The 23,051-nt window shown below is 38.4% G+C and carries 29 protein-coding genes and 1 pseudogene; 25 read left to right on the top strand and 5 right to left on the bottom strand.

All coding sequences use genetic code 11. From position 1 onward, the window contains the following. The 13 genes from ABC357_RS00005 to ABC357_RS00065 form a co-directional block, all read left to right on the top strand. On the top strand, nucleotides 1-190 hold a 190-nt coding region (locus ABC357_RS00005), incomplete at its 5' end, for a hypothetical protein (protein WP_412885532.1). Nucleotides 191-212: 22 nt separating this feature from the next. Beyond that, nucleotides 213-1,841: a hypothetical protein gene (locus ABC357_RS00010; protein ID WP_412885533.1), complete on the top strand. Its 1,629-nt coding sequence runs from the start codon at nucleotides 213-215 to the stop codon at nucleotides 1,839-1,841. Nucleotides 1,842-1,852: 11 nt separating this feature from the next. Beyond that, nucleotides 1,853-2,722 carry a phage tail family protein gene (locus ABC357_RS00015; protein WP_412885534.1) on the top strand — a complete coding sequence of 290 codons (870 nt, stop codon included), beginning with the start codon at nucleotides 1,853-1,855 and terminating at the stop codon, nucleotides 2,720-2,722. A gap of 2 nt (nucleotides 2,723-2,724) precedes the next feature. Next, the gene (locus ABC357_RS00020) at nucleotides 2,725-3,822 is read left to right on the top strand and encodes a siphovirus ReqiPepy6 Gp37-like family protein (RefSeq protein WP_412885535.1); all 1,098 of its coding nucleotides are present in this window, start codon (nucleotides 2,725-2,727) and stop codon (nucleotides 3,820-3,822) included. After that, nucleotides 3,822-4,199, top strand: a complete 378-nt coding sequence (locus ABC357_RS00025) for a hypothetical protein (protein ID WP_412885536.1) — start codon at nucleotides 3,822-3,824, stop codon at nucleotides 4,197-4,199. Before ABC357_RS00020 ends, ABC357_RS00025 begins: the two co-directional genes overlap by 1 nt. A gap of 124 nt (nucleotides 4,200-4,323) precedes the next feature. Then, nucleotides 4,324-4,689, top strand: coding sequence for a hypothetical protein (locus tag ABC357_RS00030; protein ID WP_412885537.1), 366 nt, complete (start codon nucleotides 4,324-4,326; stop codon nucleotides 4,687-4,689). Between the two features lie 2 nt (nucleotides 4,690-4,691). Continuing rightward, nucleotides 4,692-4,949, top strand: a complete 258-nt coding sequence (locus ABC357_RS00035; RefSeq protein ID WP_412885538.1) for a hypothetical protein — start codon at nucleotides 4,692-4,694, stop codon at nucleotides 4,947-4,949. Between the two features lie 526 nt (nucleotides 4,950-5,475). Continuing rightward, nucleotides 5,476-5,808, top strand: a complete 333-nt coding sequence (locus ABC357_RS00040) for a hypothetical protein (RefSeq protein WP_412885539.1) — start codon at nucleotides 5,476-5,478, stop codon at nucleotides 5,806-5,808. Nucleotides 5,809-5,874: 66 nt separating this feature from the next. Then, nucleotides 5,875-6,174 (top strand): hemolysin XhlA family protein, encoded by a 300-nt coding sequence (locus tag ABC357_RS00045; protein WP_412885540.1) that lies wholly within the window; start codon nucleotides 5,875-5,877, stop codon nucleotides 6,172-6,174. 1 nt (nucleotide 6,175) lies between these two features. Beyond that, nucleotides 6,176-6,385, top strand: coding sequence for a hypothetical protein (locus ABC357_RS00050; RefSeq protein ID WP_412885541.1), 210 nt, complete (start codon nucleotides 6,176-6,178; stop codon nucleotides 6,383-6,385). A gap of 111 nt (nucleotides 6,386-6,496) precedes the next feature. Then, a complete protein-coding gene (locus tag ABC357_RS00055; protein ID WP_412885542.1) occupies nucleotides 6,497-7,186 on the top strand; it encodes an N-acetylmuramoyl-L-alanine amidase family protein in 690 nt (229 codons plus the stop codon). A 178-nt stretch (nucleotides 7,187-7,364) separates the two neighbouring features. Further along, the gene (locus ABC357_RS00060; RefSeq protein ID WP_412885543.1) at nucleotides 7,365-8,357 is read left to right on the top strand and encodes a HipA family kinase; all 993 of its coding nucleotides are present in this window, start codon (nucleotides 7,365-7,367) and stop codon (nucleotides 8,355-8,357) included. After that, nucleotides 8,324-9,199 (top strand): DUF3037 domain-containing protein, encoded by an 876-nt coding sequence (locus ABC357_RS00065; protein WP_412885544.1) that lies wholly within the window; start codon nucleotides 8,324-8,326, stop codon nucleotides 9,197-9,199. Before ABC357_RS00060 ends, ABC357_RS00065 begins: the two co-directional genes overlap by 34 nt. Nucleotides 9,200-9,217: 18 nt before the next feature. Here the strand turns inward: ABC357_RS00065 and ABC357_RS00070 are convergent, their stop codons facing one another. Further along, nucleotides 9,218-9,577, bottom strand: coding sequence for a YhjD family protein (locus ABC357_RS00070; RefSeq protein ID WP_412885545.1), 360 nt, complete (start codon nucleotides 9,575-9,577; stop codon nucleotides 9,218-9,220). Between the two features lie 118 nt (nucleotides 9,578-9,695). Here ABC357_RS00070 and ABC357_RS00075 point away from each other — a divergent pair, with 118 nt between their 5' ends. Beyond that, complete coding sequence (locus tag ABC357_RS00075) at nucleotides 9,696-9,974, top strand: YolD-like family protein (protein ID WP_412885546.1); 279 nt, start codon at nucleotides 9,696-9,698, stop codon at nucleotides 9,972-9,974. 36 nt (nucleotides 9,975-10,010) lie between these two features. Here ABC357_RS00075 and ABC357_RS00080 read toward each other — a convergent pair whose 3' ends face one another. Then, nucleotides 10,011-10,592, bottom strand: a complete 582-nt coding sequence (locus tag ABC357_RS00080) for a hypothetical protein (RefSeq protein WP_412885547.1) — start codon at nucleotides 10,590-10,592, stop codon at nucleotides 10,011-10,013. Next, on the bottom strand, nucleotides 10,589-10,789 hold the full coding sequence (locus ABC357_RS00085; RefSeq protein ID WP_412885548.1) for a helix-turn-helix domain-containing protein: 201 nt from the start codon (nucleotides 10,787-10,789) through the stop codon (nucleotides 10,589-10,591). Before ABC357_RS00085 ends, ABC357_RS00080 begins: the two co-directional genes overlap by 4 nt. A 152-nt stretch (nucleotides 10,790-10,941) precedes the next feature. Here ABC357_RS00085 and ABC357_RS00090 point away from each other — a divergent pair, with 152 nt between their 5' ends. The 5 genes from ABC357_RS00090 (at nucleotide 10,942) to ABC357_RS00110 (ending at nucleotide 15,261) form a co-directional block, all read left to right on the top strand. Beyond that, complete coding sequence (locus tag ABC357_RS00090) at nucleotides 10,942-11,112, top strand: hypothetical protein (protein ID WP_412885549.1); 171 nt, start codon at nucleotides 10,942-10,944, stop codon at nucleotides 11,110-11,112. A 222-nt stretch (nucleotides 11,113-11,334) separates the two neighbouring features. Next, on the top strand, nucleotides 11,335-12,534 hold the full coding sequence (locus tag ABC357_RS00095) for an FtsK/SpoIIIE domain-containing protein (protein ID WP_412885550.1): 1,200 nt from the start codon (nucleotides 11,335-11,337) through the stop codon (nucleotides 12,532-12,534). Nucleotides 12,535-12,706: 172 nt separating this feature from the next. Continuing rightward, a complete protein-coding gene (istA, locus tag ABC357_RS00100) occupies nucleotides 12,707-13,990 on the top strand; it encodes an IS21 family transposase (protein WP_412885845.1) in 1,284 nt (427 codons plus the stop codon). Then, nucleotides 13,990-14,748, top strand: coding sequence for an IS21-like element helper ATPase IstB (istB, locus tag ABC357_RS00105; protein ID WP_412885551.1), 759 nt, complete (start codon nucleotides 13,990-13,992; stop codon nucleotides 14,746-14,748). Before istA ends, istB begins: the two co-directional genes overlap by 1 nt. A 54-nt stretch (nucleotides 14,749-14,802) precedes the next feature. Beyond that, nucleotides 14,803-15,261 carry a hypothetical protein gene (locus tag ABC357_RS00110; RefSeq protein WP_412885552.1) on the top strand — a complete coding sequence of 153 codons (459 nt, stop codon included), beginning with the start codon at nucleotides 14,803-14,805 and terminating at the stop codon, nucleotides 15,259-15,261. 18 nt (nucleotides 15,262-15,279) lie between these two features. Here the strand turns inward: ABC357_RS00110 and ABC357_RS00115 are convergent, their stop codons facing one another. Together ABC357_RS00115 and ABC357_RS00120 are read right to left on the bottom strand one after the other, a co-directional pair. Beyond that, nucleotides 15,280-15,672 (bottom strand): YhfM domain-containing protein, encoded by a 393-nt coding sequence (locus tag ABC357_RS00115; protein WP_412885553.1) that lies wholly within the window; start codon nucleotides 15,670-15,672, stop codon nucleotides 15,280-15,282. 80 nt (nucleotides 15,673-15,752) lie between these two features. Then, nucleotides 15,753-16,601 (bottom strand): cyclic nucleotide-binding domain-containing protein, encoded by an 849-nt coding sequence (locus ABC357_RS00120; RefSeq protein WP_412885554.1) that lies wholly within the window; start codon nucleotides 16,599-16,601, stop codon nucleotides 15,753-15,755. 420 nt (nucleotides 16,602-17,021) lie between these two features. Between ABC357_RS00120 and ABC357_RS00125 the strand changes: the two are divergent. The 6 genes and pseudogenes from ABC357_RS00125 to ABC357_RS00150 form a co-directional block, all read left to right on the top strand. Continuing rightward, nucleotides 17,022-17,443: pseudogene (locus tag ABC357_RS00125) on the top strand (manganese catalase family protein); the annotation flags it as partial. A gap of 270 nt (nucleotides 17,444-17,713) precedes the next feature. Next, a complete protein-coding gene (gene rpoN, locus ABC357_RS00130; protein WP_412885555.1) occupies nucleotides 17,714-19,030 on the top strand; it encodes an RNA polymerase factor sigma-54 in 1,317 nt (438 codons plus the stop codon). 18 nt (nucleotides 19,031-19,048) lie between these two features. Beyond that, nucleotides 19,049-19,294 (top strand): glutaredoxin family protein, encoded by a 246-nt coding sequence (locus ABC357_RS00135; RefSeq protein ID WP_412885556.1) that lies wholly within the window; start codon nucleotides 19,049-19,051, stop codon nucleotides 19,292-19,294. Nucleotides 19,295-19,445: 151 nt separating this feature from the next. Further along, nucleotides 19,446-20,468, top strand: a complete 1,023-nt coding sequence (locus ABC357_RS00140; RefSeq protein ID WP_412885557.1) for a sugar-binding transcriptional regulator — start codon at nucleotides 19,446-19,448, stop codon at nucleotides 20,466-20,468. A 51-nt stretch (nucleotides 20,469-20,519) separates the two neighbouring features. Next, nucleotides 20,520-21,527 carry a type I glyceraldehyde-3-phosphate dehydrogenase gene (gap, locus tag ABC357_RS00145; RefSeq protein WP_412885558.1) on the top strand — a complete coding sequence of 336 codons (1,008 nt, stop codon included), beginning with the start codon at nucleotides 20,520-20,522 and terminating at the stop codon, nucleotides 21,525-21,527. Nucleotides 21,528-21,853: 326 nt separating this feature from the next. Then, on the top strand, nucleotides 21,854-23,035 hold the full coding sequence (locus tag ABC357_RS00150; protein ID WP_412885559.1) for a phosphoglycerate kinase: 1,182 nt from the start codon (nucleotides 21,854-21,856) through the stop codon (nucleotides 23,033-23,035). Nucleotides 23,036-23,051 lie beyond the last annotated feature (16 nt).

Genomic DNA, 23,051 nt, shown 5'->3' on the forward strand with positions numbered 1-23,051 from the left:
TCTCGCTAGTCATATCCCTGGATGGGCAAAGAAAATACTTGGCATTCATTCTCCTTCTAAGGTTATGGAGAAAGAAGTGGGGCAATGGATACCTGCAGGTATAGCTGAAGGGATTACTAATAACTTAGGTATGGTCAAGACGGCTTCCGAAGAAATGGCTATGGCGGCTATTCCAAGCTTTACCTCCTAAGGTTGCATTAGCACAGAATGAATTGAAAAAGTTTAATAGTATTGTTGCTTCTGCTTCATCTACCAATGCCAAAGCCCTTAATCAGATTCACAAAGATGCCAACGCCAAACGAGCTGATATAACATCACAAGCGAATAAGAAAATTGCGGAAATTGAAGCCAAAGCAAGGGATGCTAAAAAGAAATTGACGGCAGCCCAGGAACGGCAAATAACGAACATCCAAGATAAAGCGGCAAAGGACCGGGCGAAAATCACAGCTGATGAAAATAAGAAAATTGCTTCCCTATCTGCTGGATCTGCTGCAGCTAAAATGAAAGCCTTAGAAGACTATGTGAAGAAGCGGAAAGATTTAGAATCCCTTACATTGGACCAAGAGGCTGCATACTGGCAAAAGGCTGTAGTTTTATTCAAGAACAATGCGAAAGAAAAGACTCAGGCACAGATCATCTTGAATAAGGCAATGGATGCTTTAAATAAGGACCGATACAACAAAGAGAAAGCATATGTGGAAGACAAGAAATACTACAATGAACTATCCCTTGCTGAAGAGTTGGCAGCCTATCAGCAGTATATAAAAGGGTACAAAGCCGGTACAGAAGAACGGATCTATTATGAAAAGGAAATCTATCGTGTAAAGCAGGAAATCCAAAAGCAAATCGATCAAATAAATGCCGACTATCTAACGAAGGTTCAGACCCTCAACCAGCAGCTTATTGACGAAGAGAAGAAGCTAAATGATGAGTATGACAAAGCTTTGGAAGATAGAGCGAAGTCCCTTTATTCCTTTGTTGGATTGTTCGATGAAATCACCAAGAAATCAGTATCGGGAACTACTTTGTTAAAGAACCTGCAGGATCAAGTTTCAGCTTTTGAGGACTGGCAACGAAATCTGGCTGAACTAGCTGCTAAAGGGATTGACCAAGGGTTGCTTGCTGAATTACAGGATATGGGGCCTAAGGCTGGCGCAGAAATTGCCGCCCTTAATAGCCTTACATCTGACCAACTTACTCAGTATGTTGACCTGTGGAAGGCTAAGAACCAGTTGGCAAAAGAAGAGGCGCTCAAAGAACTTTCTAGTTTAAAAGTAGAGACAGCACAAAAGATTGAAGAATTAAGGGCTGATGCAGCTGTGAAGCTATTGGGCTATCAAGAAGAGTGGCGGAAGGCAATGGCTGGCGCGAAGTTCAAGGTGAAAGACGAAGCCAAGGAAATGCCGTCCATTGGTGATTATGCTGTAGCCGGATTAATCAGCGGAATGATGAGTAAGAAAAGTGAATTAGTTTCTGCAGCCGAAGAACTGGCCAGCATTGTGAAAGATACTTTTCAATCCGCCTTGGATATCCATTCTCCATCACGTGTTTTCAGGGGCTTTGGAGTCAACATCAATGAAGGTTTAATTAAAGGGATTCAGGATTCTTCTGCCAAGCTGAAAGGTGTCATGAATAATGTATATGGCAGCATGGCCAGTAGCGCAGGAAAGATGCTGAATGCAAATAACCCTGTTACGGTTTCTTCCACAGGACAGGCAGGCAGTACAACTACAGTTGAGCATAATTATTATATGACCTTCCAATCTCCTAAAGCATTGGATCCTTATGAGACTGCTAGATTAAATAGAAATGCATTAAGAGAATTGGCCATGCAAGTATAGGAGGTGTTTGATTGGAATCATACAGCAGGAAAGAAAAATTGATATTTGATAATAACCAAGGGCAAACACTTGAGATATCCGTGTTGAGCCCTTTTTATTTGGACTCGGCAGAAGGTTTGGACGCGATGGAAAATGAGTTTTTCACCAGCAAAAGCTATGGTATTGACGGATTATCCTTATCAGGATCTAGTGTCAAAGAAAGGAACATTGTCATCAATGGCCGGCTTAGAATCGATAAGGACATTAATCGATCCCGCCTTATTCGTTTCTTCAATCCAAAACATGTGTTCACTCTTCAATACACAAATGGAGAAATCAGCCGGTATATCAAATGCCATGCGGAAAAAACACCTGTAATTAACAAGGCTCCTTATCCGGAATTCATGATATCTCTTCTTTGTCCGAAGCCTTGGTGGTTCGATAATGAAATTAAAACGGATATTGCTTCCTGGATAGGAGGCTTTTCTTTTCCGTTAGTCATTCCGGCTGACACAGGCATTCGGATGGGATATAGAGAGCCTTCATTGATTGTGAATGTATTGAATGCCAGTGACAATGAAGCACCATTACGGCTTGAATACAGGGCATTGGGAACCCTTAGAAATCCATCGGTTGTAAATGTAGAGACACAGGAGAAAATATTGATTGAAAAAGAGATGCAGGCAGGAGATATCATTACGATCAGCACAGAACGCGGTAATGAATATGTCCGGCTAAGTAGGAATGGTATTGTCTCAAATATCTTTAACTATCTTTCTTTCGACTCTAATCCACACTTAGCGTTAGATTTAGGGGATAACTTATTGCGGTATGATGCTGGTCTAAATGTGGACAATCTGGAAGTATCTATATACTTCACGCCACAATATGTGGGGGTGTAAGCGTGGAATTATATGTATGCGACAAGCAGTTCAACAGACTTGGCTTAATCGGTAAGTTTTCCTATCTATTGTGGAGGAAAAGAGACACGAAGCATGGGGAGGCTGAATTACATGTCGATGTAACAATCGATAATATTTCCTTATTACAAAAGGGAAATATTCTGTATAGAGATGATGATAACGAAGCCATGTATATCTATTACCGTGGATTCACAGAGGATGAGGATGGAAAGGAGCAATTATCCATCAAATGCTTCTCGGCTTTGCGATGGATTGATCGGAGGATTTTATGGAATATCTATAATTATAATGACACAGCTGAAAATATCATCCGTTCCATGATTATGTCTGAATGCATCAATCCATCTAATGTAAAAAGGAAGATTGCTCAAATCCAATTAGCTGCCGCCAGAAACTTCGGCACCTCTATACAGTTTCAAGCTTCATATGAAAATGTGCTAGAGCAGGTGGAAAGCTTATGTAATACGTATGAAATAGGGATTCGCTCCAATTTTAACGGGCGGTCTCTTTTTTATGAACTTTATGAAGGAACAGACAGGACCATCGATCAATCGATTAATCCAAGATGTATTTTATCTAAGGATTTTTCCAATGTTATCAGCCGGAATTATGAGGAAGCCGACAATGATTATAAAAATACAGCTTTGATTGCTGGAACTGGCGAAGGTGTTGACAGAAAGCTCGTTTCCATCGAACAAGGTACCGGCCTTGATCGGAGAGAGTTATTTGTGGATGCCCGAGACTTATCGGAAACACAAACGATTGATGAGACCGAGGTGACTCTATCGCCTGAAGAATACATTCTCCTTCTTAAACAAAGAGGGCTAGAAAAGCTATTGGAACAAGAAGAATTCATTTCTTTTGATTGTGAACTAGACGTTACCAAAGAGAACACCAAGTATAATCGTGATTTCTTCCTTGGGGACCTTATCACAATTAGGGATGACAAATTAGGAATCGTCATGAACAGCCGAGTTGTGGAAGTCGATGAAGTCTATCAAGATATTAAAGAAGTTTTTGTGAAGGTGGGGAAATCTATCCCAACCCTTCCCGAAAAGGTAAAAAGGATGGTGAAATAATGGCAATCAATAGTGGGATTTTTGATTCTGTGAATTTTGACAGAGTGTACTTAGCAAAGCATTACGCGGCTTATTTCGCAACGTTCATTGGAAACGGAGTTTTTCCGAATCCGTCCACAGGATTTCAAGTAACGGCAGGCACTGGAATGAACGTTGTATTAAAGCCAGGTAAAGCATGGATAAACGGGTACTACATTTTCAATGATGCTGATTACAATCTTAGCCTTGATGTAGCAGACGGTGTATTAAATCGTATTGATCGTATTGTTCTTCAGCTCAATTTTTTAAATCGAAATATTGTTCCGGTCATTAAAAAAGGGACTGCCAGGTTCTTCTCCTATTGCACCAGTATTAAAAAGGGATGCCGATGTTTATGAAATTGCCTCTGGCTGATGTGTATGTCGCTAAAGGTGTCCGTTCCATCTAACACAAGCGAACTATCACCGATACATCGCGTTAAATAAAGAACTGTGCGGCATTGTACACGGTACTGTAGATCAAGTGGATACCACGGAAATCTTTAATCAGTATCTCGCATGGTTTAATCAAACGAAGACACAGAACACTGCAGACCTAGAAAACTATAAGGCTCAACAAAAGGTTGCTTTTGAAAGTTGGTTTGATGGAATAAAAGGTATTCTAAATGGAGATATTGCAGCAAACTTAGCGGCAAAAATTCAAACCCTGCAGGCTGCATTTAATGTGCATAAGGAAGACTATGCTACATTAAAAACGGACTATGGTCAACATAAGACAGATACGAATTTGCACTTAACAAATGGCCTTCTAAAAATCAAAAATACAGACAGCCAAAAATCCTTTTTATTCAAGATGGATAACAATGGCCCTTATCTGGAAGAGGTGTAAACATGGCAAATGGGGATAGATATTATTTTATAGAAATGCCTGCCACGCAGCACTATACACATGAAGTGAGTATAGGAACTACGGAGGTTTCTGTTACATTGCCGTTTGAAGTAAAAAAGTTTGTTTTTCTTACAAATGATGATGATACGAATGATCTTCTAATCGCTTTTAACACAGCAACCACATCAGATGGAATGTCCGGCACAAATAAGGTTATTCGGTCTAAAGCCAGGGGAAACATTACAAGAATTTCGCTATAAAGCGACTGTCAATCAAGTTTAAACGGTCAGCCGGAACAGGTAATGTCCGATTTTTGACGGTGTAAGTATGGGATTAATAAAACCTAGCGGGTCTAAAATTAGTTATACAATATCACCTAGTGATGAACAAAGATTCTTTTCTAGTGTATTGGTCTGTAACATGATAGTTCAAGTTTTTGTTCCTTTAAAAACAAGTTCTTTGGTTAGGGTAAACCTTCCACTATACGAATAAAATATAGATTTAAGGATTCAACGGGAGGATATGGTGCAGAGGTAGGCCTATTTATCAATAATGTACTAGTTGGGTCATATCAACAAAATTTTTCAAATTATAGTTATATATATATAAAGCAAGACATTACTGTTAAAAAGGGTGATGAAATTACATTGAAGGGACGGGGAATGCTTAATAGTGATGGTATGTATGTTGGAAGAGTAGCGTGTGATGAATTCGGGGTTTATTATGGAATTGCTCCTGCCAATATACCTGTACTTGTTAAAAAGACCTTAGAATAGGAGAGTGAATATGGAACTAGTATTTCAATATACAAACGACGATGAAAGACAACGCCTCATGGAGTTAAATGCAGAATATAAGTTAATTGAAATTAGGGATATTATTACGGGAAAGTATCTAGTTTTTGAGAAGTCGGAAGTAGATAACTCGCCTACGCTTGAACAACGTGTTTCTGCAATAGAAGCTTTACAAAATGCCAATCTATTAGGAGGATTAAAAATGATGAATAGTTCAGCGTATTATAACTATGTGAAAATACAGGTATTATTGGGTAACTTAGGAGTGGAGGAATTAAACATTCTTGCTAGTCGATCAGTAATAACTAGCAGAGGAGAAGGATGAACTGAGTCAATTGGTAAAGACATATAGTTAATTTATACAGAAAGCACCCATTGAGGTGTATTTTTTATGGGGAAAAGGGGGTCTAATCCATTGGAGGCGGATCAAGTGGTGGACTTATGGAAAACATCCATTCAGAAGGACATTGATGAATTGAAAAAGGAAAGTGAATCAGCTAGGAAAGATATAGATGACCTTAAGCGAACAACGGAATTACACGAAAGGGATATAAAGGAGATTAAGAAATCCCTTGAAGAAATCAAAGATGACACAAAATGGCTACGGCGCTCTATTACAAATGCAATCATAGTTGCTGTGGTTGCAGGAATTGTAGCCATTATTTTCGCGACAATGAAAGGAGGTGTGTGAATTGAATAAGGACACTATCACATTATTGGGGGGCTTCCTTACAGCTCTCCTTTTATTTTTGGGTACAATCGGCATTTCTTTTGATTGGTTCACTCAGGAAAGCATTAATGCCTTCGTGGTTGTAGTTGGAGCTTTAGTTGCACTGATTATTAACATCTATGCTGTGTGGAAGAACACTCATACTGGCTGGTTTAAGAATAAGGACAAATAAGCTGCTCATTCGAGTGGCTTTTTATTTTGGGGAGGCGAGGGCCATGTGATTCTTATTGGTTGCTATGATGCTAAGTCATGTGAAAAATAAAAACTATATGAGGTGAATGAAATGGTAAAAATCTTTATTGATCCAGGTCATGGTGGTAGCGATCCAGGTGCAGTAGGTAACGGTATTCAGGAAAAGAATATCACTTTGGCGATTGCCTTACGGGTAAGAGATTTATTATTAAACGGCTACAGTAATGTGGAAGTGAAAATGAGCCGGACAGGTGATACTTTCCCTTCTTTATCTGATCGTACTAATGCAGCTAATACTTGGGGAGCCAATTACTTTATGTCTATCCATATTAATTCCGGTGGTGGAACAGGTTATGAAGATTTTATTTATCCGGGTAGTGGAGCACCAACCACAACATATCAAAGCACCATCCACAATGAAATTATGAAACAAGTAGATTTTGTGGATCGTGGTAAAAAGCAATCTAATCTTCATGTATTACGTGAATCCAATATGCCGGCAATCCTTACGGAAAATGGTTTTATTGATAATGCAACTGATGCAGCCAAGCTTAAGAATAGTGCATATCTTGATAAGATTGCTCTTGGTCATGTAGACGGACTGGTTAAAGCTTTCGGCCTTACTCCTAAAAGTAGTGTCATTTATCACACGGTTGTTGCTGGTGACACGGTGTATGCATTAGCCCAAAAGTATGGCAGCACAACGCAGCAAATAAAAGACTGGAACGGTCTAGATAGTAACTATACCATCAAGCTCGGTCAGAAGTTGCGCGTCAAGTAATGTAAAAACCCTTCTATATAGAAGGGTTTAATTTCTATTTGATGAATATTTTTATTAATAATGTAAATGATAGTAAAAATGGTAGATTATAGAGAGAAATAAATTGATAATAAACCCTCGCTCAATTAGAATAACCATATAACAATTTGGGGATTTTTGGACGAGAGGGGGAAGTTTTTTGGTACGTTCTATTAGTGTTCAAACAATTATTAAACAGCTTGGAGAAGGATCGAGTGACCCTGCAGTAGTTATTGGGGACGACTTTCAAAAGTATGTAATGAAGACTCAAAGAGTATTTGTTGATGGAAAGCATCAATTTTATGATAGTATGTTTTTGAATGAATTATTGGTATACCAAATTGCTGTCTATTTAGGAGTTCCTGTACCAGAAGCGACGATTGCTTATTTGGATAGAGAAATTGTACAGAATGATCCTAGAGCAGTATTTGCCCATAGATTTTTTGAAGGCAAGCATTTTGCTTCTGAAGAAATAAGCGATTTGGAAGACAACGTGATAGAAAATTACAATCAAATGGCACGGATGGGGAAACCCTATTTACGAACATCCTGGAAAAACTTTTTCCGGAATGTAAGTAACAAGAACGATATAGCCAAAATAGTCGCTATGGACATTCTAGTAGGAAATTACGATAGAAATAGCAATACAGGCAATTTACTCGTCACTAATGAAGGGTTTGTACGAAGAATTATTGCAATAGATCATGGACATGCTTTTCAAGGACCAACCTGGACTCCAGAGCGAGCAAATGCTTTAACATCTGTAGAAGTAAGTGAACAATACGTTCAGGGCTATGCTCGTAGTTTTCTGGTTGTGAATTTTAATCAAGGGTACTTAAATGGTATGGGGACGGTCTATAACGCAATCGAAGAACATATAAATGTAAGTGACATGGTTAATCATTCATTTTTAGAAGTAGTACATAAAATCGAGCAAATAGATGAAAATCTAGTTGAATCATGGTTAGAGTCTGTTCCAGATGTATGGTATGTAAATAAAGAGTATCAAAAAAGGTTGTATAAACAATACATTTTAACCCATAAGGTTTTGGTCAGATACATTATTCAAGATTTACTAAATAGAGGGGCTTTTTCTAATAGTATTGGAGGTGTTTTAAAATGGAAGGAAAAAGAAAATGCTGGTACAGCATAGTAAGATTTAGTAATAATAATACGAACGGAGAAGTAATGAATGTAGGGGTGATTCTTCATTCTTTAGGTGAAGAATCAAAATTACATTATTTATTGTTAAATGAAAATACAATCAAGATTAAGGCGTTATCTAATTCACACACTCTGCCGAGCATCTATAAAACCTACAAGGACACTTTAGAATACTATCTGCAAAACAGTATCAAAAATTTAGTTGGCGCTGTAGGTGAGTTGGCGATTGCTTCTCCCCAAGATAATAAGTTTCTTGAAATAATGCATAAATATCACATGAATAAAAACCTCTATTTAACGGAACCTACCTTTGCTCTTACTGAAAATTTAGAGGGATTATTTAAGGTATTGTTTGAGAGCTATGTTGGAAAAGGATACCTAAATGAACGCATAAAACCAGAAAGCGTTAAACATAGTATGAAAAAAATTCTTGAAGAAGAAAATCTTTTGAATAAAAAAGTAATCCATAATCACTCTTTTTCACCTATAGTTGGTTTGGACAATGTACGAGTAAATATAGATTTTAGTTTTAAAAATGGGGTTTGGAACCATATACAAACCATTCCTAATTTAGATAGTACAACCAAGGATACAGAATGGTTTACTAAAACTAAGTTCATGTTTGAAAATATTGATAAAGAGGCCAAGGTTCATTTGTTGTATAGAGAGTCAGATTTAAGAATAAACAAGGAGATGCAGGGCATTTTAAATTATTTCCTACATCTGAGTGGTAAGGTACAAAAAATAGATTTTGAAAATCAAAACAAAATAAATTCATTAATAAGTTTTATCCAAACGGATGCTCATGATTTAACTGAGTTATTAGCATAGTAAAATTGACCCCTTCCTTTAATTGGAGGGGCTTTTTAAATAGTATGTAAGTAATTCCTCGCATTTGTTCCTCAGCCTTGGATTAAAGTAATTATGATGTTCCTCATATCCTTTGTAAATAAATGTATACATTGTAAAGGCCTCGTCACTCTGCTGTTTAAATACCTTAATCTTATTCTTCCTCAAGTAATCCCTTGTTTTCTTAATATCCTTGTATACTTCCTTAATTGTACAATCAACTAATTCCAAATACGGTTTTTTCAACTTTAAATGGCTTTTATCAATCACTTTTCTATCTCTCTCTAAGATAGTGATAACCATAGGTAGGTAAATTTCTTGTTCGATAATATCTCTTTCTTCATTAGGAATCCGTGTCATAACCATTACCTTCTTTAACCTTAATATGACAATTATATACAAACGTTTGTTCTAAAACAACTTGAATTAGAACGAATGTTCTTGTAATATTGAATTATACAAAAGGGAGGGGTCACACATGGGAGCAGTACCAAAACCACCATCAAAAAAGAAATCAAAGGCAAAGCGGCCAGAACGAGATGAGTATGAATTGGAAGAAATCGCAATGCAGTTGAATGAAGCGAAGGACGATCAAGAAAATCGATTAATTATTGCTTTGAACCAAGAAGAGCCTATAAAAGGAAAAGTAACTCATTTGGACCCGGTTACGAAACAAATTACTATTTCATATCTATTCGATAAATATAAAGTCCATTTTTTAGATATCCTCAAAATTGAACGATTACAAGAGAATTAATTAAAGCCCCTTCTCATTGAGTTGGGGCTTTTGTTGTTATTTGGCTCCGCCTAAAGCCAAATGAACATAATAACTTTCAGCTACTTCACTAAAATTGTTTGGATCAAAGTTTTTCCATGTAATCTTATCGTTGGTTTCACGAGTTAATACAATCCTCACCACATCTTCATTTTTCTTTGTTCCATAGGTGTCCACTAAAGGAAGTTGTATTCTTAACATAACCTTTTTAACATCCTTATTTTTAAACAGAATAGGGAAAGCCTTGGTGGCTAAGTTAAGTTGAGCATACTTTGTATCTTTCTTCGAGAGGCTATTATCACCAGCGACAGTTAATTTCAAATAACCATCTGTCTTTGTATATTCCAAGCTTACGATTCGTTTTTCTTTATTGTTAGATTTAGCCCCAAGTTTATCTTTCAAGTCACTAGTGACTTGTTCCTCTACAGATTTATTTTTTTCTTTATGTTCACTTTTACTCTCTTTTTGCTTTACGTGCCCGGCTGCTTCTTCAGCCTCCATTTTTTGCTTATTTTCATCATCAGCAAATAAATAAGACAGAACTGATACCCCTACAAAAATTCCGATGACAATTAAGAATATTTTTAAACCTTTCTTCATTCCTCTTCCTCCCATTCGTAAAACTCATCCACTTTTTTATCTAAGAATTTAGCTAGTTTAAACAGATCATGTACCGTGGGCGTAGTCTTACCTGTAACCCAATTAGAAAGGGTTGTTTTTGAAACGCCCATATATTGTTGGATGTATTCTCTTTTATATGGGCAATCCTTAAATATTTTACCAAAATTGTTTTTCATTTACATCACCATTATATTAATTCGCTAATAAAGATATGTACTCCTTTTCAAATATTACTTGAGATAAAATTCAAGTAATATTTGACCGGACATGCATTTTATAGGCGAATCGCCATACATTGTAATTATCAAAGAAAAGGAGAGTGAAAGAAATGGGAGGGATATTATTGGTAGGGGCGTTCGGTGCATCGTTGATAGGTATAGGGTTGTTGGAGGGAGCAGGAGTTAAAATCAATCATGGTATGCTAACTTTCACAATGGAGGCTGTGAAATTTGGAGGGTTAATCTACTTGGTCAAAATGGCAGCTACATTGTTCCTTTAATAATTGACTACACAATTTAGGTTTCTGAACATTCGGCCTGCCGGATGAGAGGAAAAGAAAGAGGGATATAGAGGTATCTGTCGGAGATAAAATGTAATGTTTGGTACAAGGCCAATCCATTAGTATATAAAGGACTGTAAATTACATTGAAAATTACATCTGATGAAATCTACAGTGAAGAATAGATTGTAGACTACATTGTAAATTACAAGGAGGATTACAATGATAGAAATACTAGCTTTGCCTGTCCTAGCTCTTACAGCTGCGCTTGTCCCAAAAAGATGTATGAAGGACAAGGAGAAAATACAGCACATATTTGAAAATAGGGGGCTTGGCATAAAAAAGAACGATCAGGTGCTTTATCCAATCTTGCTACAGCAATCCCATAATGATATTTATTCCACATACATCTACTCACTTCCACTAGGAATATCCTCAGAACAATTTGAAACATTAATCCCAGCAATTGAAGAAGGAATTAATAAAGATTGCTTCACAGAGTTCGTGGATGGAGTCATGAAGCTGAAAACATATAAGGCGGCCTTGCCTAACAGCTGGGATTATGATGATGGATTATTGCGGCCGAATAAGTGGCTAATACCTATCGGCAAGAATCATGAGGGCATTCTATACCATGACTTTGAAAAATATCCTCATTTACTTGTTGGAGGAGTGACACGGTTCGGCAAAACTGTCTTCATTAAAGAGGCTTTTTATTCCTTACTTATGAACCAGTTAGAGCATGCCGAATTTTACTTCCTGGACTTAAAAGGTGGCTTAGAGTTTGGTAAATACATGGGCCTTCCACAGGTCAAAGGAGTGGCTGCGGATCTATACGAGTCGGTTGAGCTTCTTTCCACAATTCATGAAGAATTAAAACAAAGAGAAAAACTGTTCCGGCACCAAGGTTATACAAACATCATTGATTCTCCAATTAAGAAAAGGACATTCATCATTGTGGATGAAGGGGCAGAGCTATCGCCTAACCTTCTTACTGGTGAGCTGAAGAAGTACGCTAATTACTGCCAGCAGACCTTATCAGAGATAGCTCGTATCGGAGGCGGTGTTGGGTACCGTATGTTGTTCTGTACACAATATCCAGTGAAAGAAGCCGTACCTATGCAAATCAAGATGAACATTGTGGCCCGATTATCATTCATAGCTGCAGCTCAAATATCCAGCAGAGTTATCCTAGATGAAAACGGAGCAGAGGAACTTCCGGCCATACCTGGGCGAGCTATTTATAAAGTGGAGAAAAAGCGTATTGTCCAGGTCCCGTATATTACTGATAAATATATGTTTGAAAAAATGGGGGAGAAAGAACATGACATTAACGCAGTCCAGAACAGAGATGTTGTTAATGACGATAGACCAATTAGAGATGGCAACAATACGTCATCTTCGTGGAATCCACGATCTTAAATCATACCGTAATGCATGTTTCGCCTTGAAAAAATTGGAGCCTTATACATCCACAACATTTTTCAATAAAGAGAAGGTGTATAGAAATGCTAATTTAAATATGTACAGTATTGCTCGAATAAATATGTACAAATTTGATATGAATCTACATACTAATCTTGGGGGGATTAGTATGTACATAACAATGAATATTGATATCGATTTTGAGATTAAAAGTCTTTCAGACTTACCGAAATTCAAACAGATTATGGAGCATATGAAAATGAAAATCAATAAAAGTAAGCTAGCAAAGGAATTGGGTGTGGATCGGCGGACAATTGATAAATATCTAAATGGCTTTATCCCAAAAAGAAAAAGGGAAAAGCCCTCAAAGATTGATCCTTATTATGAAATAATAGCCGCATTGTTATCAGAAGATTCAAAACAGGTATTTTATTACCGTCGTATGCTTTGGCAGTACCTAAAAGACAATCATGGATTGGAATGTGGAGCTTCAACCTTCCGTGCGTATATAGCTCGTACACCTGAATTTAATGCCTACTTTGAAGAGGATAAACGTATTTCTTCACCCAAAGGGACAGTCCGATTTGAAACGCCACCAGGTAAGCAGGCCCAATTAGATTGGAAGGAAAACATTTTATTCGAAACCAAAGAGGGAGAAAAGATAGAAGTCAATGTGGCGGCTTTCATTTTATCAAATTCCAGATTCCGAACATTTCAATTAAGTCTTTCTAAGTCACAGAGTACCTTACTTTCTTTTTTAACAGATACTTTTGAAGCAATTGGCGGAGTTCCAGCTGAAATCCTTACGGATAATATGAAAACGGTAATGGATGAAGCGAGGACTGATTATCAACCTGGGAAAGTGAATGCGAAATTTGATCAGTTTGCGAGGGACTTTGATTTTAAAGTCAAACCATGTATTGCAGGACGACCGAGAACCAAGGGGAAAATTGAATCCACAATGAAACTCCTTGATGAAATTCATGCGTACCAAGGTCAACTGACAATGGAGGAACTTCATCTATTCATACAGGATTTAGGGAATAGAATGAATCACCAGATCCATCAAGGAACGGGGAAAATACCGATTATGGAATTCAAAAAAGAAAGGAACCACTTACTCCAGCTACCAACTGACAAAGTAAGAGATTCCTATCGCATCAAACATACACATGTAAAAGTCAATGCATCAAACATGATTTCCTACAAATCGAATCAATACTCTGTACCACCAGAATATCAAGGAAAAAAAGTAGGCTTACAGGTGTATGATGACTACTTGTGGATTTATTATAACATGAAACTGATCGCCCAACATCCAATTAGTAACGCTAAACTTAATTATCAAGAGGAACATTATAAGGCAAGCTTACTTGTTTCCACCCCTCATTATCCTGAAATCGACGATTTAGCAAAACGGAATTTAGCAACGATTGGAGAAGTGTATAAATAATGAATCCAACTACAAACTATCAACAATTATTATGGAATCTTGACTATCTAAAGTTAAAGCAAATGAGCTTACATTTAAATGAAATCGTAGACTTCAGCGTAAAGCATCAGATGTCATTTATCGACACATTAATCAAGTTGACTGCGTATGAAATAGACATACGGGAGAAAAACATGACGCAATCGATGGTGAAGGTCGCAGCTTTCCCTCATTTTAAGGAGGTGAAAGATTTCGATTTTACCTTTCAAACATCGATTAACCAACAGCAGATTCTAGACTTCCTTACATTGCGTTTTATCGAGGAGAATGAAAATATTGTGTTTTTAGGACCAAGTGGTGTCGGTAAAACCCATTTGGCCACAGCAATAGGGATTGCGGCAGCAAAGAAACGGACGAGTACCTATTTTATTAAGTGCCATGACTTGATTCAAAATTTGAGGAAAGCTCGATTAGAAAATCGGTTAGAGAGCCGTTTGAAGCATTACAGCAAATACAGACTGTTAATCATCGATGAAATCGGTTATTTACCGATTGATCACGAAGACGCTAAGTTGTTTTTCCAGCTGATTGATCGAAGATATGAAAAAAGAAGTACCATCTTAACAACCAATGTGAATTTCAAAGCGTGGGATGAAATATTTCAGGAACCTAAACTGGCCAATGCCATATTAGACCGCATTTTACATCATGCGACAGTTGTGCCTATGATAGGTGATTCATACCGATTAAAGGATCATTTAGCAAAAGAGAACGAGTAATTCTGTACATCCTTATCCAAGCGAAAGTGTACATATTTATGTTGACATTTACAGGTGTATTATCTTAACAAGGCTGGCCGGTCCCTGATAGGATCCGATAAAGAAATCAAACGGGCTTCAAACATTGAACATTCTCTTTTACGGAACGATGCATACCTGTATCTCAATTGTCCATTAGATTGGCAGAGCGAAGCTGTACTTGAATATGTGGTAGAACAACCGAGAACAGCTGGGATTATTGTGAAAGGGATGGCAGTGGCCACAAAGAATAAAATGGTTGCTGATGCTGTCTACAAAAGAAATGGCTATACTCACATTGTAGAAATCGATAATGTCCGGGATATGATCGATAACAAGAAAAAGCTTCAATCCTACAAAGATTGCTTTAGGTATTTAGATACTCCACGCCTAGAGATATTCACGACTACGCAGGACCGTAAAAAGAAATTTGAAAAGTGGCTGCTGGAATATAAGCTGCGTGGCGAAGTGCTTTTATACTCAGATATCCATTAGCCTGCAATCAAGCAGGCTTTATTTAACATTTAATAAAGCCAACAATTTTTCCGTTTGTTTTTCAGTTATAAAATAAGCATTACTGTTGCTACCATAAAGAAGAGTTTTATTATTGTCAAAACCTATATAAATCCACAATGAATCCTTGGTTTTATCATTGTATGTGAGTTCCATTTCATACCTTGCATCAATAGCAAGTTTGTAACTGACTCTCTTGTGTCTAGCCCTGTTTAGAATGCCAGTAACTTTGGTTATTTTTTCTTTATCGGAAGTAATAACCTTCTCCTTAGAGGGTTTATCATAATTTTTTATAGTTATAGTTTTTATGTTAGAAAATCCATTATAAAACATTGTATATCCGATAAAACCAATAATAACAATCAATAGTATTAATAAGATTTTCTTTTTCATTTAATTCCTCCTCTCCATAATTATACTAGTTTACATATGATTATTAACATATTTTTACAAAAGTGATCTTTATAAATTATTTAGGTTTCTAGCCATTTATATTGTTTATTTGGATTTGTTTTTACAGCTGTTTCGTACATGGAATTTCTCCATGATCCGTAGATATAGCCAATTACATCGCCTTTCACATTGCCTCTTTTAATTTGGTATATGGCTTCTTTGAATGCCTTATTCCAGGTATCCATGTGTAATTCAAATTGGAAGTTTATATTAGCTTTTCTAGCAGCTAAGCATAATCTGCCCCATAGTCGATAAATACTACTTGCTGATCTAAAGAACGGACTTACGGTTTCTACAAAGCTTTTTGGTACGGAAGTTGAAACATAGGTGTGATCATAAAATACCGGTTCAGATTGGTTGTCCAAGTTTTCATCCACAGTTGATGAAGGAGTGTCGTTCTCTTTACGTATGTTTTTAATCTTTTGTTTTAAAGAAATAGAAGTTGTTTTATTGGTCGGACACTTATCGGACTTTTTATCATGGGTCTTGTCGGTCACATCTGTGGAAGGCAAGATTTGAATGACATTGGCTGTCTGTCTCATATCCTTTTTACGCTTAGTCGGTACCTGACGGATCATGTCCATATCTTCGAGTTTCTTCATTAAACGCTGTACAGTTTTATAAGAAAGCTCCAACATGCCAGCAATCGTATTCTTGCACATATAACTCACACCGATTTGCTTGCAGCTATGGCGCTTCAAAACTTCCAATAGGCTTATTAGTCGAGACTGTACATCAGAGCGCTTAACAAGTTCCTGGATCTTATCTCTGTATGTTCTTACTGTTTGATTCATTTCTTCCACACTCTTAAATGTAGAAAGGTTTGTATAGGCTGTTTCTCCTGCGATTACAGTTATTTTCTTTTTCATATGCTCGTCCCCCAACGAACAAAAAAGCAACGATTCACCTTGATTAGCAAACCGTTGCCTTGTCCGTCTGCATAAGGTAAAATTATGCATAAGGGTACAGCAAGTGTTTGCCTATCTACGGTAGGCGGACGGTATAGGAGTGCTACCAACACTACTTATACACGCTGTGCTTTTTTGTTTACTTTTTGCACTTTGTACAAGCAGGAGAAAAGTTTTGCATTTATTTTGCACGGCTATAAACTTAATCTTTGCTAAGTATTGATATAACAGCGTTTTGGGGTATTTGTTATATTCCCTCCGAGGGCGTACTTTATGATTGAAGGTAAACATCCACAATATTGATTGTGGATGTTTTTTTATGTAAGCAGTGGCTTATGGACACCTCCTTGAGCCTTCTGTCTTTTTGTTGTATAAAGCTTTGAATGGGGAACTGCCCTACGCTATTTGAACCAACGCTATACAATACCCGAAAAGGTAATGGGTTTGTTGGCGGACATTTGGACAGAAGAGGTTGCACATCTGGAAATAATCGCTACCATGAATAATAAACTGACCAAGGATGCGAAACCTGAGCAAATGAAGGAGGCAGGATTGTCTGATCATTATACAAACCATGATTCAGCCCTTTATTATACAAACTCAGCAGGGACCCCGATTGCTGATTTCTATGAAGACATTGCGGCGGAAGAAAAGGCAAGGGTAACTTACCAATGGATTATTGATATGTCGATGACACGGATCTGAACGACTCGCTGTGCTATTTAAGAGAAAGAGAAATTGTCCATTCCCAACGATTTACCCTTTTGAGTTCTCGTTTTCAAGAAGGTAAATATGGGCATTAGGCTGGCAACTATTATGGTTTGTCGGCCTCTTTCCATTACGGATCATGTTGCTATTTATGGAGATAGTGCCTTTTTGATGGCTCTTAAATAGGTTTCCGCTGTATGGAAGTTTTACTTTATTATTTATTTTTTCTGACTTTAGAGATAAAATAATAGGATAGATACAGCAGACTCCCAATATTGGAGAATCTCTGCAATTAGTGCATAACCTGTTAAGTAAGCGGTTACAAAAGGGATGGCAGGGGAATTTATACAAAGGGGGGAACAGCCATGCATGCAAAGATTGGTTTGTATCAACAGCAAACACTTAAATTAGCGATGACCCAGGAGCTTAGCCAAGCAATAGCTCTTCTTCAATATACATCCCAGGAATTATCTTCATTTCTGGATGACCGGGCAACAGAGAATCCTCTTATTACCATAGAAAGCAGAGAAGCTGTATTTGACGCCAGAAAAGTCCCCAAGAAAAAACATAACCATCAAACATCGTCAAACAATTGGATTGAACAAATCGGAGAAACATCCGTTTCACTGGAAGGATATCTACTATCACAATTGCCACCAAACTATTTAAGACCACATGAACAAAAAATTTTCCAGCACCTCATCCGCAATCTGGACGAGAATGGCTATTTGCGGAGCACTATAGATGAAATGGCTCAATACCTGGGGTTCAGCCAGGATGAGATTTTAGGCATTCTTCATATCCTTCAAGCGCTTGAGCCTGCCGGAGTAGGTGCCCGCAGTTTGCAGGAATGTTTGTATTTACAGTTGAAAAGAAAGGATGAACAGCTAGCTTTAGAAATAGTCAGCCAATACTTTATCGCTTTTGCTGAGAAGAAATGGAAGGGGATTGCAAAGGAGCTGCATATAACCCTTGCTGAAATTCAGGATATATTCGATAAAGTCCAACAATTGCATCCGCGTCCTTGTGCAGATTTTTTTCAGGAAAAGCCTGCTTACATTGCCCCGGATGTGGCCGTTGAAATAGTGGACCGGCAGGTGATCGTCACGATGGCGGATTCCCATGCAAAACAATTAAGTTTCAATCAGTCCTATTACCAGGAAATGTCCAATGTAAAAGATAAACAGGTCAATCGATTCATGCAAGATAAGTTTCATGAGTACCAATGGATCGTAAAAAGTATTGAGCAGCGGAAGGATACAATCCTACGAGTAATGACGGCCATTGCAGAAAAGCAATATGAATGCCTGCAAAAAGGATTTGCCTATTTGAAGCCAATGACGATGAAGGAGATAGCGGATGAACTGGATGTCCATGAATCGACCGTGAGCCGGACTGTAAAGGGGAAGTATGTCCGTGTGCCTTTCGGGACCGTCGAGATGAGGGATTTCTTTACAGCCAGCCTTCAATCTTTATCGACGGCGGATGTATCAGCAAATGAAGCGAAAAAAGCTATCCAAACATTGATTCAGAGCGAAGATAAGAAAAAACCATACTCGGACCAGGACATTGCAGACCGTTTAAGGGAAGAAAACCATATTATCCTTTCACGCCGGACAGTAGCGAAGTATCGGGAACAGTTAAAAATACCATCTTCCTCAAAGCGGAAAAGATTTAATTAAGAAGAAAAGGTGAAGAGATTGTCAGAGAAAATCATGCTGTATTCACGCGAAAAGTGTCATTTATGTGAAAAAGCCAAAGTTGAGTTGAATGCCGTGTCCGAAAGAACGGGCATGGCATATGATATAATAGATATCCATAGTGATGATGCGCTTCTCGAGATGTATAGCCTGATGATTCCGGTGGTAGTCTATAAGGGAGAGATCATCCAATATGGGAAGGTGAATAAAGACAGCGTTATCAATTATCTGAAAAGTGGAATTTAAAAGTAATAGGTATTTCACGGTTGAAAAAAGAGGTTTCCCTTGTTAAAATACAAGTATAGCAAGGGTGAATTTTTTTTGGATAAAGCGGGACAAAAAACGTCTTACCTGGACAAAAAACGTCCATAATAATTTTGATAAGGAGACCTACTCCATGGATACATTATTAGACATCCAAAAAAGATTGTTGCCTGACTTGCTGGAAGTTATGCAAAAGAGATATCAAATCCTGCACTACATACAATTCTTGCAACCAGTTGGCAGGCGCAATTTGGCGCTGAGCCTAAACATGACAGAACGTGTTCTCCGCAGTGAGGTGGAATTCCTTAAAACGCAAAGATTATTGGAAATCCATAGCAGCGGCATGACACTTTCTGAAGACGGCGAACACATCTTAGAACAATTAGATAGTGTAATGAGAGAAATATCGGGTATAGATTCTTTAGAAAAGCAACTGCAAAAGAAACTCAATGTAAAAGAGGTTATCGTTGTGAATGGAAATAGCGATGTCTCTCCTTGGGTGAAAGATGAGCTTGGAAGAGCCGGAGCCAGATGCATGAAAAAGAAATTATCCGGAGACAATATTATTGCTGTTACCGGAGGCACCACTATGGCTTCAGTAGCAGAGATGTTGAATCCGATGCCTGAAAGCAAAAATCTCTTATTTGTTCCAGCAAGAGGCGGTCTTGGGGAGGATGTACAAAACCAAGCGAACACTATTGTAGCTAAGATGGCCAACAAAATGGGATCAGCTTACCGTGTCCTATATGTTCCGGACCAAATAAGTGATGAATCCTATGCAAGCATCATCAAGGAGCCATCGGTCAAAGAAGTGATTTCACTGATCAGAGGCAGCGATGTTGTAATCCATGGCATTGGCGAAGCTGATGCAATGGCTGTAAGAAGAAATTCCACAGAAGCCGTCTTGAACAAAATACAAAATGGTGATGCAGTCGGTGAAGCGTTTGGCTATTACTTCAATGAAGAGGGCCAGATTATCCATCGGGTACAGACCATGGGCCTTCAGCTGGACCACTTACAGGAAGCAAAGGATGTCATAGCCGTAGCCGGAGGATCCTCCAAGGCGAAAGCAATCTCTGCATATATGAGAATCGCTCCATCGAACACAACTTTGATTACTGATGAAGCATCCGCACTACAGTTATTAAAGGGATAACCCTTTTATATAAAAAATTTGCAGTTCCTAATTAAAAGGAGGAAACTACTAATGACAGTAAAAGTAGGTATTAATGGATTTGGCCGTATCGGACGTAACGTTTTCCGTGCTGCTCTTAAGAACCCGAACGTTGAGGTAGTAGCAATCAATGACTTAACAGATGCAAACATGCTTGCGCATCTTTTACAATACGATTCCGTTCACGGAACTCTAGAAGAAAAAGTAACTGTTGACGGCGACAGCATCGTTGTTAACGGCCACAAAGTAAAAGTTATCGCTGAGCGCGACCCTGCTCAAATCGGTTGGGGAGAACTAGGCGTAGAAGTAGTAGTAGAATCTACTGGACGTTTCACTAAGCGTGCTGACGCTGCTAAACATATCGAAGCAGGAGCTAAGAAAGTAATCATCTCTGCACCAGCTTCTGACGAAGATATCACAATCGTTATGGGTGTTAACAACGACGCTTATGATGCATCTAAACATGATGTAATCTCAAACGCTTCTTGTACGACAAACTGCTTGGCTCCATTCGCAAAAGTTCTTAACGACAAGTTCGGAATCAAACGCGGTATGATGACTACAGTTCACTCTTATACAAATGACCAACAAATCCTTGACTTGCCACACAGCGACTACCGCCGTGCTCGTGCAGCAGCTGAAAGCATCATCCCAACAACTACTGGTGCTGCTAAAGCCGTTGCTCTAGTATTGCCTGAACTTAAAGGCAAATTGAACGGTATGGCTATGCGTGTACCAACTCCAAACGTATCTGTTGTTGACTTAGTAGCTGAGTTAGACAAAGACGTTACTGCTGAAGAAGTAAACGCTGAGCTTAAAAAAGCTGCTGAAGGCGAATTGAAAGGTATTCTTGAGTACAGCGAGCTTCCATTGGTTTCTCGTGACTACAACGGAAACACTCACTCTTCATCTGTAGATGCACTTTCTACAATGGTTCTTGAAGGAAACATGGTTAAAGTACTTTCTTGGTACGATAACGAAACTGGTTACTCAAACCGTGTAGTTGACCTAGTTGACTTCATCGCTTCAAAAGGACTTTAATTCTTAACACTCCTCTTATAGCGGAATTGGACGCATGGGGATCGTGTGTCCGGTTAAGATGATAAGATAGAAAAAGTAAAGGGGAGAGGGGAATAACCCCTCCCCCTTTGCTTGTTTTATGAAACGTTTTCATAAAATTGCGCACTGTACATAACTGATCGAATTTTTTTACGGTGCTTTCTCCGTATTCCTTTGCCAATTAATACAGAGAGGTACTGGAAAAAAGATGATTATTTTTGGCAGTGTAGGGAAAATCTACTGGTAACAGTATCTTTTCTACTTCAGATATGACATTCTTTTATTAGGCTAAAGGAGGTTCACTTTCCATGAACAAAATGAGCATTAAAGATATCGATGTTAAAGGCAAGCGCGTATTCTGCCGCGTTGACTTCAACGTGCCGATGCAAAACGGCCAAATTACGGATGATACGCGTGTGCGTGCAGCACTTCCAACCATCCAATACTTGATGGAACAAGGCGCAAAGGTGATCCTTGCTAGTCACATGGGTCGCCCTAAAGGCCAAGTGAACGAAGAACTTCGTTTAACGCCTGTTGCGAAAAAGCTAAGCGAACTTCTTGGTAAAGAAGTGGCTAAAGCAAATGAAGCCTACGGTGATGCTGTAAAAGCACAAATCGAAAAAATGAATGATGGCGATGTTCTATTGCTTGAAAACGTTCGTTTCTACCCTGGTGAAGAGAAAAATGACCCAGAGTTGGCTAAAGAATTTGCTTCATTAGCTGATATCTTTGTGAATGATGCATTCGGTGCTGCTCACCGTGCACATGCATCAACTGAAGGAATTGCTAAATTAATACCTGCAGTATCCGGTTTCTTAATGCAAAAAGAATTGGATGTATTAGGTAAGGCATTATCTAATCCAGAACGTCCTTTCACTGCAATCATAGGTGGCGCTAAAGTAAAAGATAAGATCGGTGTAATCGAAAACCTTCTTGAAATGGTAGATAACCTGATCATCGGCGGAGGCTTGGCTTACACATTCATCAAAGCCCAAGGCCACGAAATCGGTGAATCTCTATTGGAAGAAGATAAGATCGAACTAGCGAAAACATTCATGGCTAAAGCAAAAGAAAAAGGCGTTAATTTCTTAATGCCTGTTGATGCAGTCATTGCACCTGAGTTCGGTGAGAATGTTGAAACTAAAGTAGTCGATATCGATGCAATCCCAGCTGACTGGCAAGCACTTGATATCGGACCAAAAACAGTTGAATTGTATGCACAAACAATCAAAGAGTCTAAATTGGTTATCTGGAACGGACCAATGGGCGTATTCGAATTCGACAAGTTTGCAAACGGCACAAAAGGCGTGGCGCAAGCTCTTGCTGATTCAGGCGCTTACAGCGTAATCGGCGGAGGAGACTCTGCTGCTGCTGTTGAAAAGTTCCATTTAGGCGACAAAATGTCCCATATCTCTACAGGCGGCGGTGCTTCCCTAGAGTTTATGGAAGGAAAACAGCTTCCAGGCGTTGTTGCTCTAAACGATAAGTAATTCAACACAAACACAG

Origin of the sequence: Bacillus kalamii, from assembly GCF_047238185.1 — a bacterium.
GTDB lineage: Bacteria > Bacillota > Bacilli > Bacillales > DSM-1321 > Bacillus_AD.

Bases quoted from the DNA above. Each gene is read 5' to 3' on its own strand.
- ABC357_RS00025 (WP_412885536.1), top strand. From the start codon at position 3,822: ATGGCAATCAATAGTGGGATTTTTGATTCTGTGAATTTTGACAGAGTG.
- ABC357_RS00035 (WP_412885538.1), top strand. From the start codon at position 4,692: ATGGCAAATGGGGATAGATATTATTTTATAGAAATGCCTGCCACGCAG.
- ABC357_RS00040 (WP_412885539.1), top strand. From the start codon at position 5,476: ATGGAACTAGTATTTCAATATACAAACGACGATGAAAGACAACGCCTC.
- ABC357_RS00045 (WP_412885540.1), top strand. From the start codon at position 5,875: ATGGGGAAAAGGGGGTCTAATCCATTGGAGGCGGATCAAGTGGTGGAC.
- ABC357_RS00055 (WP_412885542.1), top strand. From the start codon at position 6,497: ATGGTAAAAATCTTTATTGATCCAGGTCATGGTGGTAGCGATCCAGGT.
- ABC357_RS00065 (WP_412885544.1), top strand. From the start codon at position 8,324: ATGGAAGGAAAAAGAAAATGCTGGTACAGCATAGTAAGATTTAGTAAT.
- ABC357_RS00070 (WP_412885545.1), bottom strand. From the start codon at position 9,577: ATGACACGGATTCCTAATGAAGAAAGAGATATTATCGAACAAGAAATT.
- ABC357_RS00075 (WP_412885546.1), top strand. From the start codon at position 9,696: ATGGGAGCAGTACCAAAACCACCATCAAAAAAGAAATCAAAGGCAAAG.
- ABC357_RS00080 (WP_412885547.1), bottom strand. From the start codon at position 10,592: ATGAAGAAAGGTTTAAAAATATTCTTAATTGTCATCGGAATTTTTGTA.
- ABC357_RS00085 (WP_412885548.1), bottom strand. From the start codon at position 10,789: ATGAAAAACAATTTTGGTAAAATATTTAAGGATTGCCCATATAAAAGA.
- ABC357_RS00090 (WP_412885549.1), top strand. From the start codon at position 10,942: ATGGGAGGGATATTATTGGTAGGGGCGTTCGGTGCATCGTTGATAGGT.
- ABC357_RS00095 (WP_412885550.1), top strand. From the start codon at position 11,335: ATGATAGAAATACTAGCTTTGCCTGTCCTAGCTCTTACAGCTGCGCTT.
- istA (WP_412885845.1), top strand. From the start codon at position 12,707: ATGTACATAACAATGAATATTGATATCGATTTTGAGATTAAAAGTCTT.
- istB (WP_412885551.1), top strand. From the start codon at position 13,990: ATGAATCCAACTACAAACTATCAACAATTATTATGGAATCTTGACTAT.
- ABC357_RS00115 (WP_412885553.1), bottom strand. From the start codon at position 15,672: ATGAAAAAGAAAATCTTATTAATACTATTGATTGTTATTATTGGTTTT.
- ABC357_RS00120 (WP_412885554.1), bottom strand. From the start codon at position 16,601: ATGAAAAAGAAAATAACTGTAATCGCAGGAGAAACAGCCTATACAAAC.
- rpoN (WP_412885555.1), top strand. From the start codon at position 17,714: ATGCATGCAAAGATTGGTTTGTATCAACAGCAAACACTTAAATTAGCG.
- ABC357_RS00140 (WP_412885557.1), top strand. From the start codon at position 19,446: ATGGATACATTATTAGACATCCAAAAAAGATTGTTGCCTGACTTGCTG.
- gap (WP_412885558.1), top strand. From the start codon at position 20,520: ATGACAGTAAAAGTAGGTATTAATGGATTTGGCCGTATCGGACGTAAC.
- ABC357_RS00150 (WP_412885559.1), top strand. From the start codon at position 21,854: ATGAACAAAATGAGCATTAAAGATATCGATGTTAAAGGCAAGCGCGTA.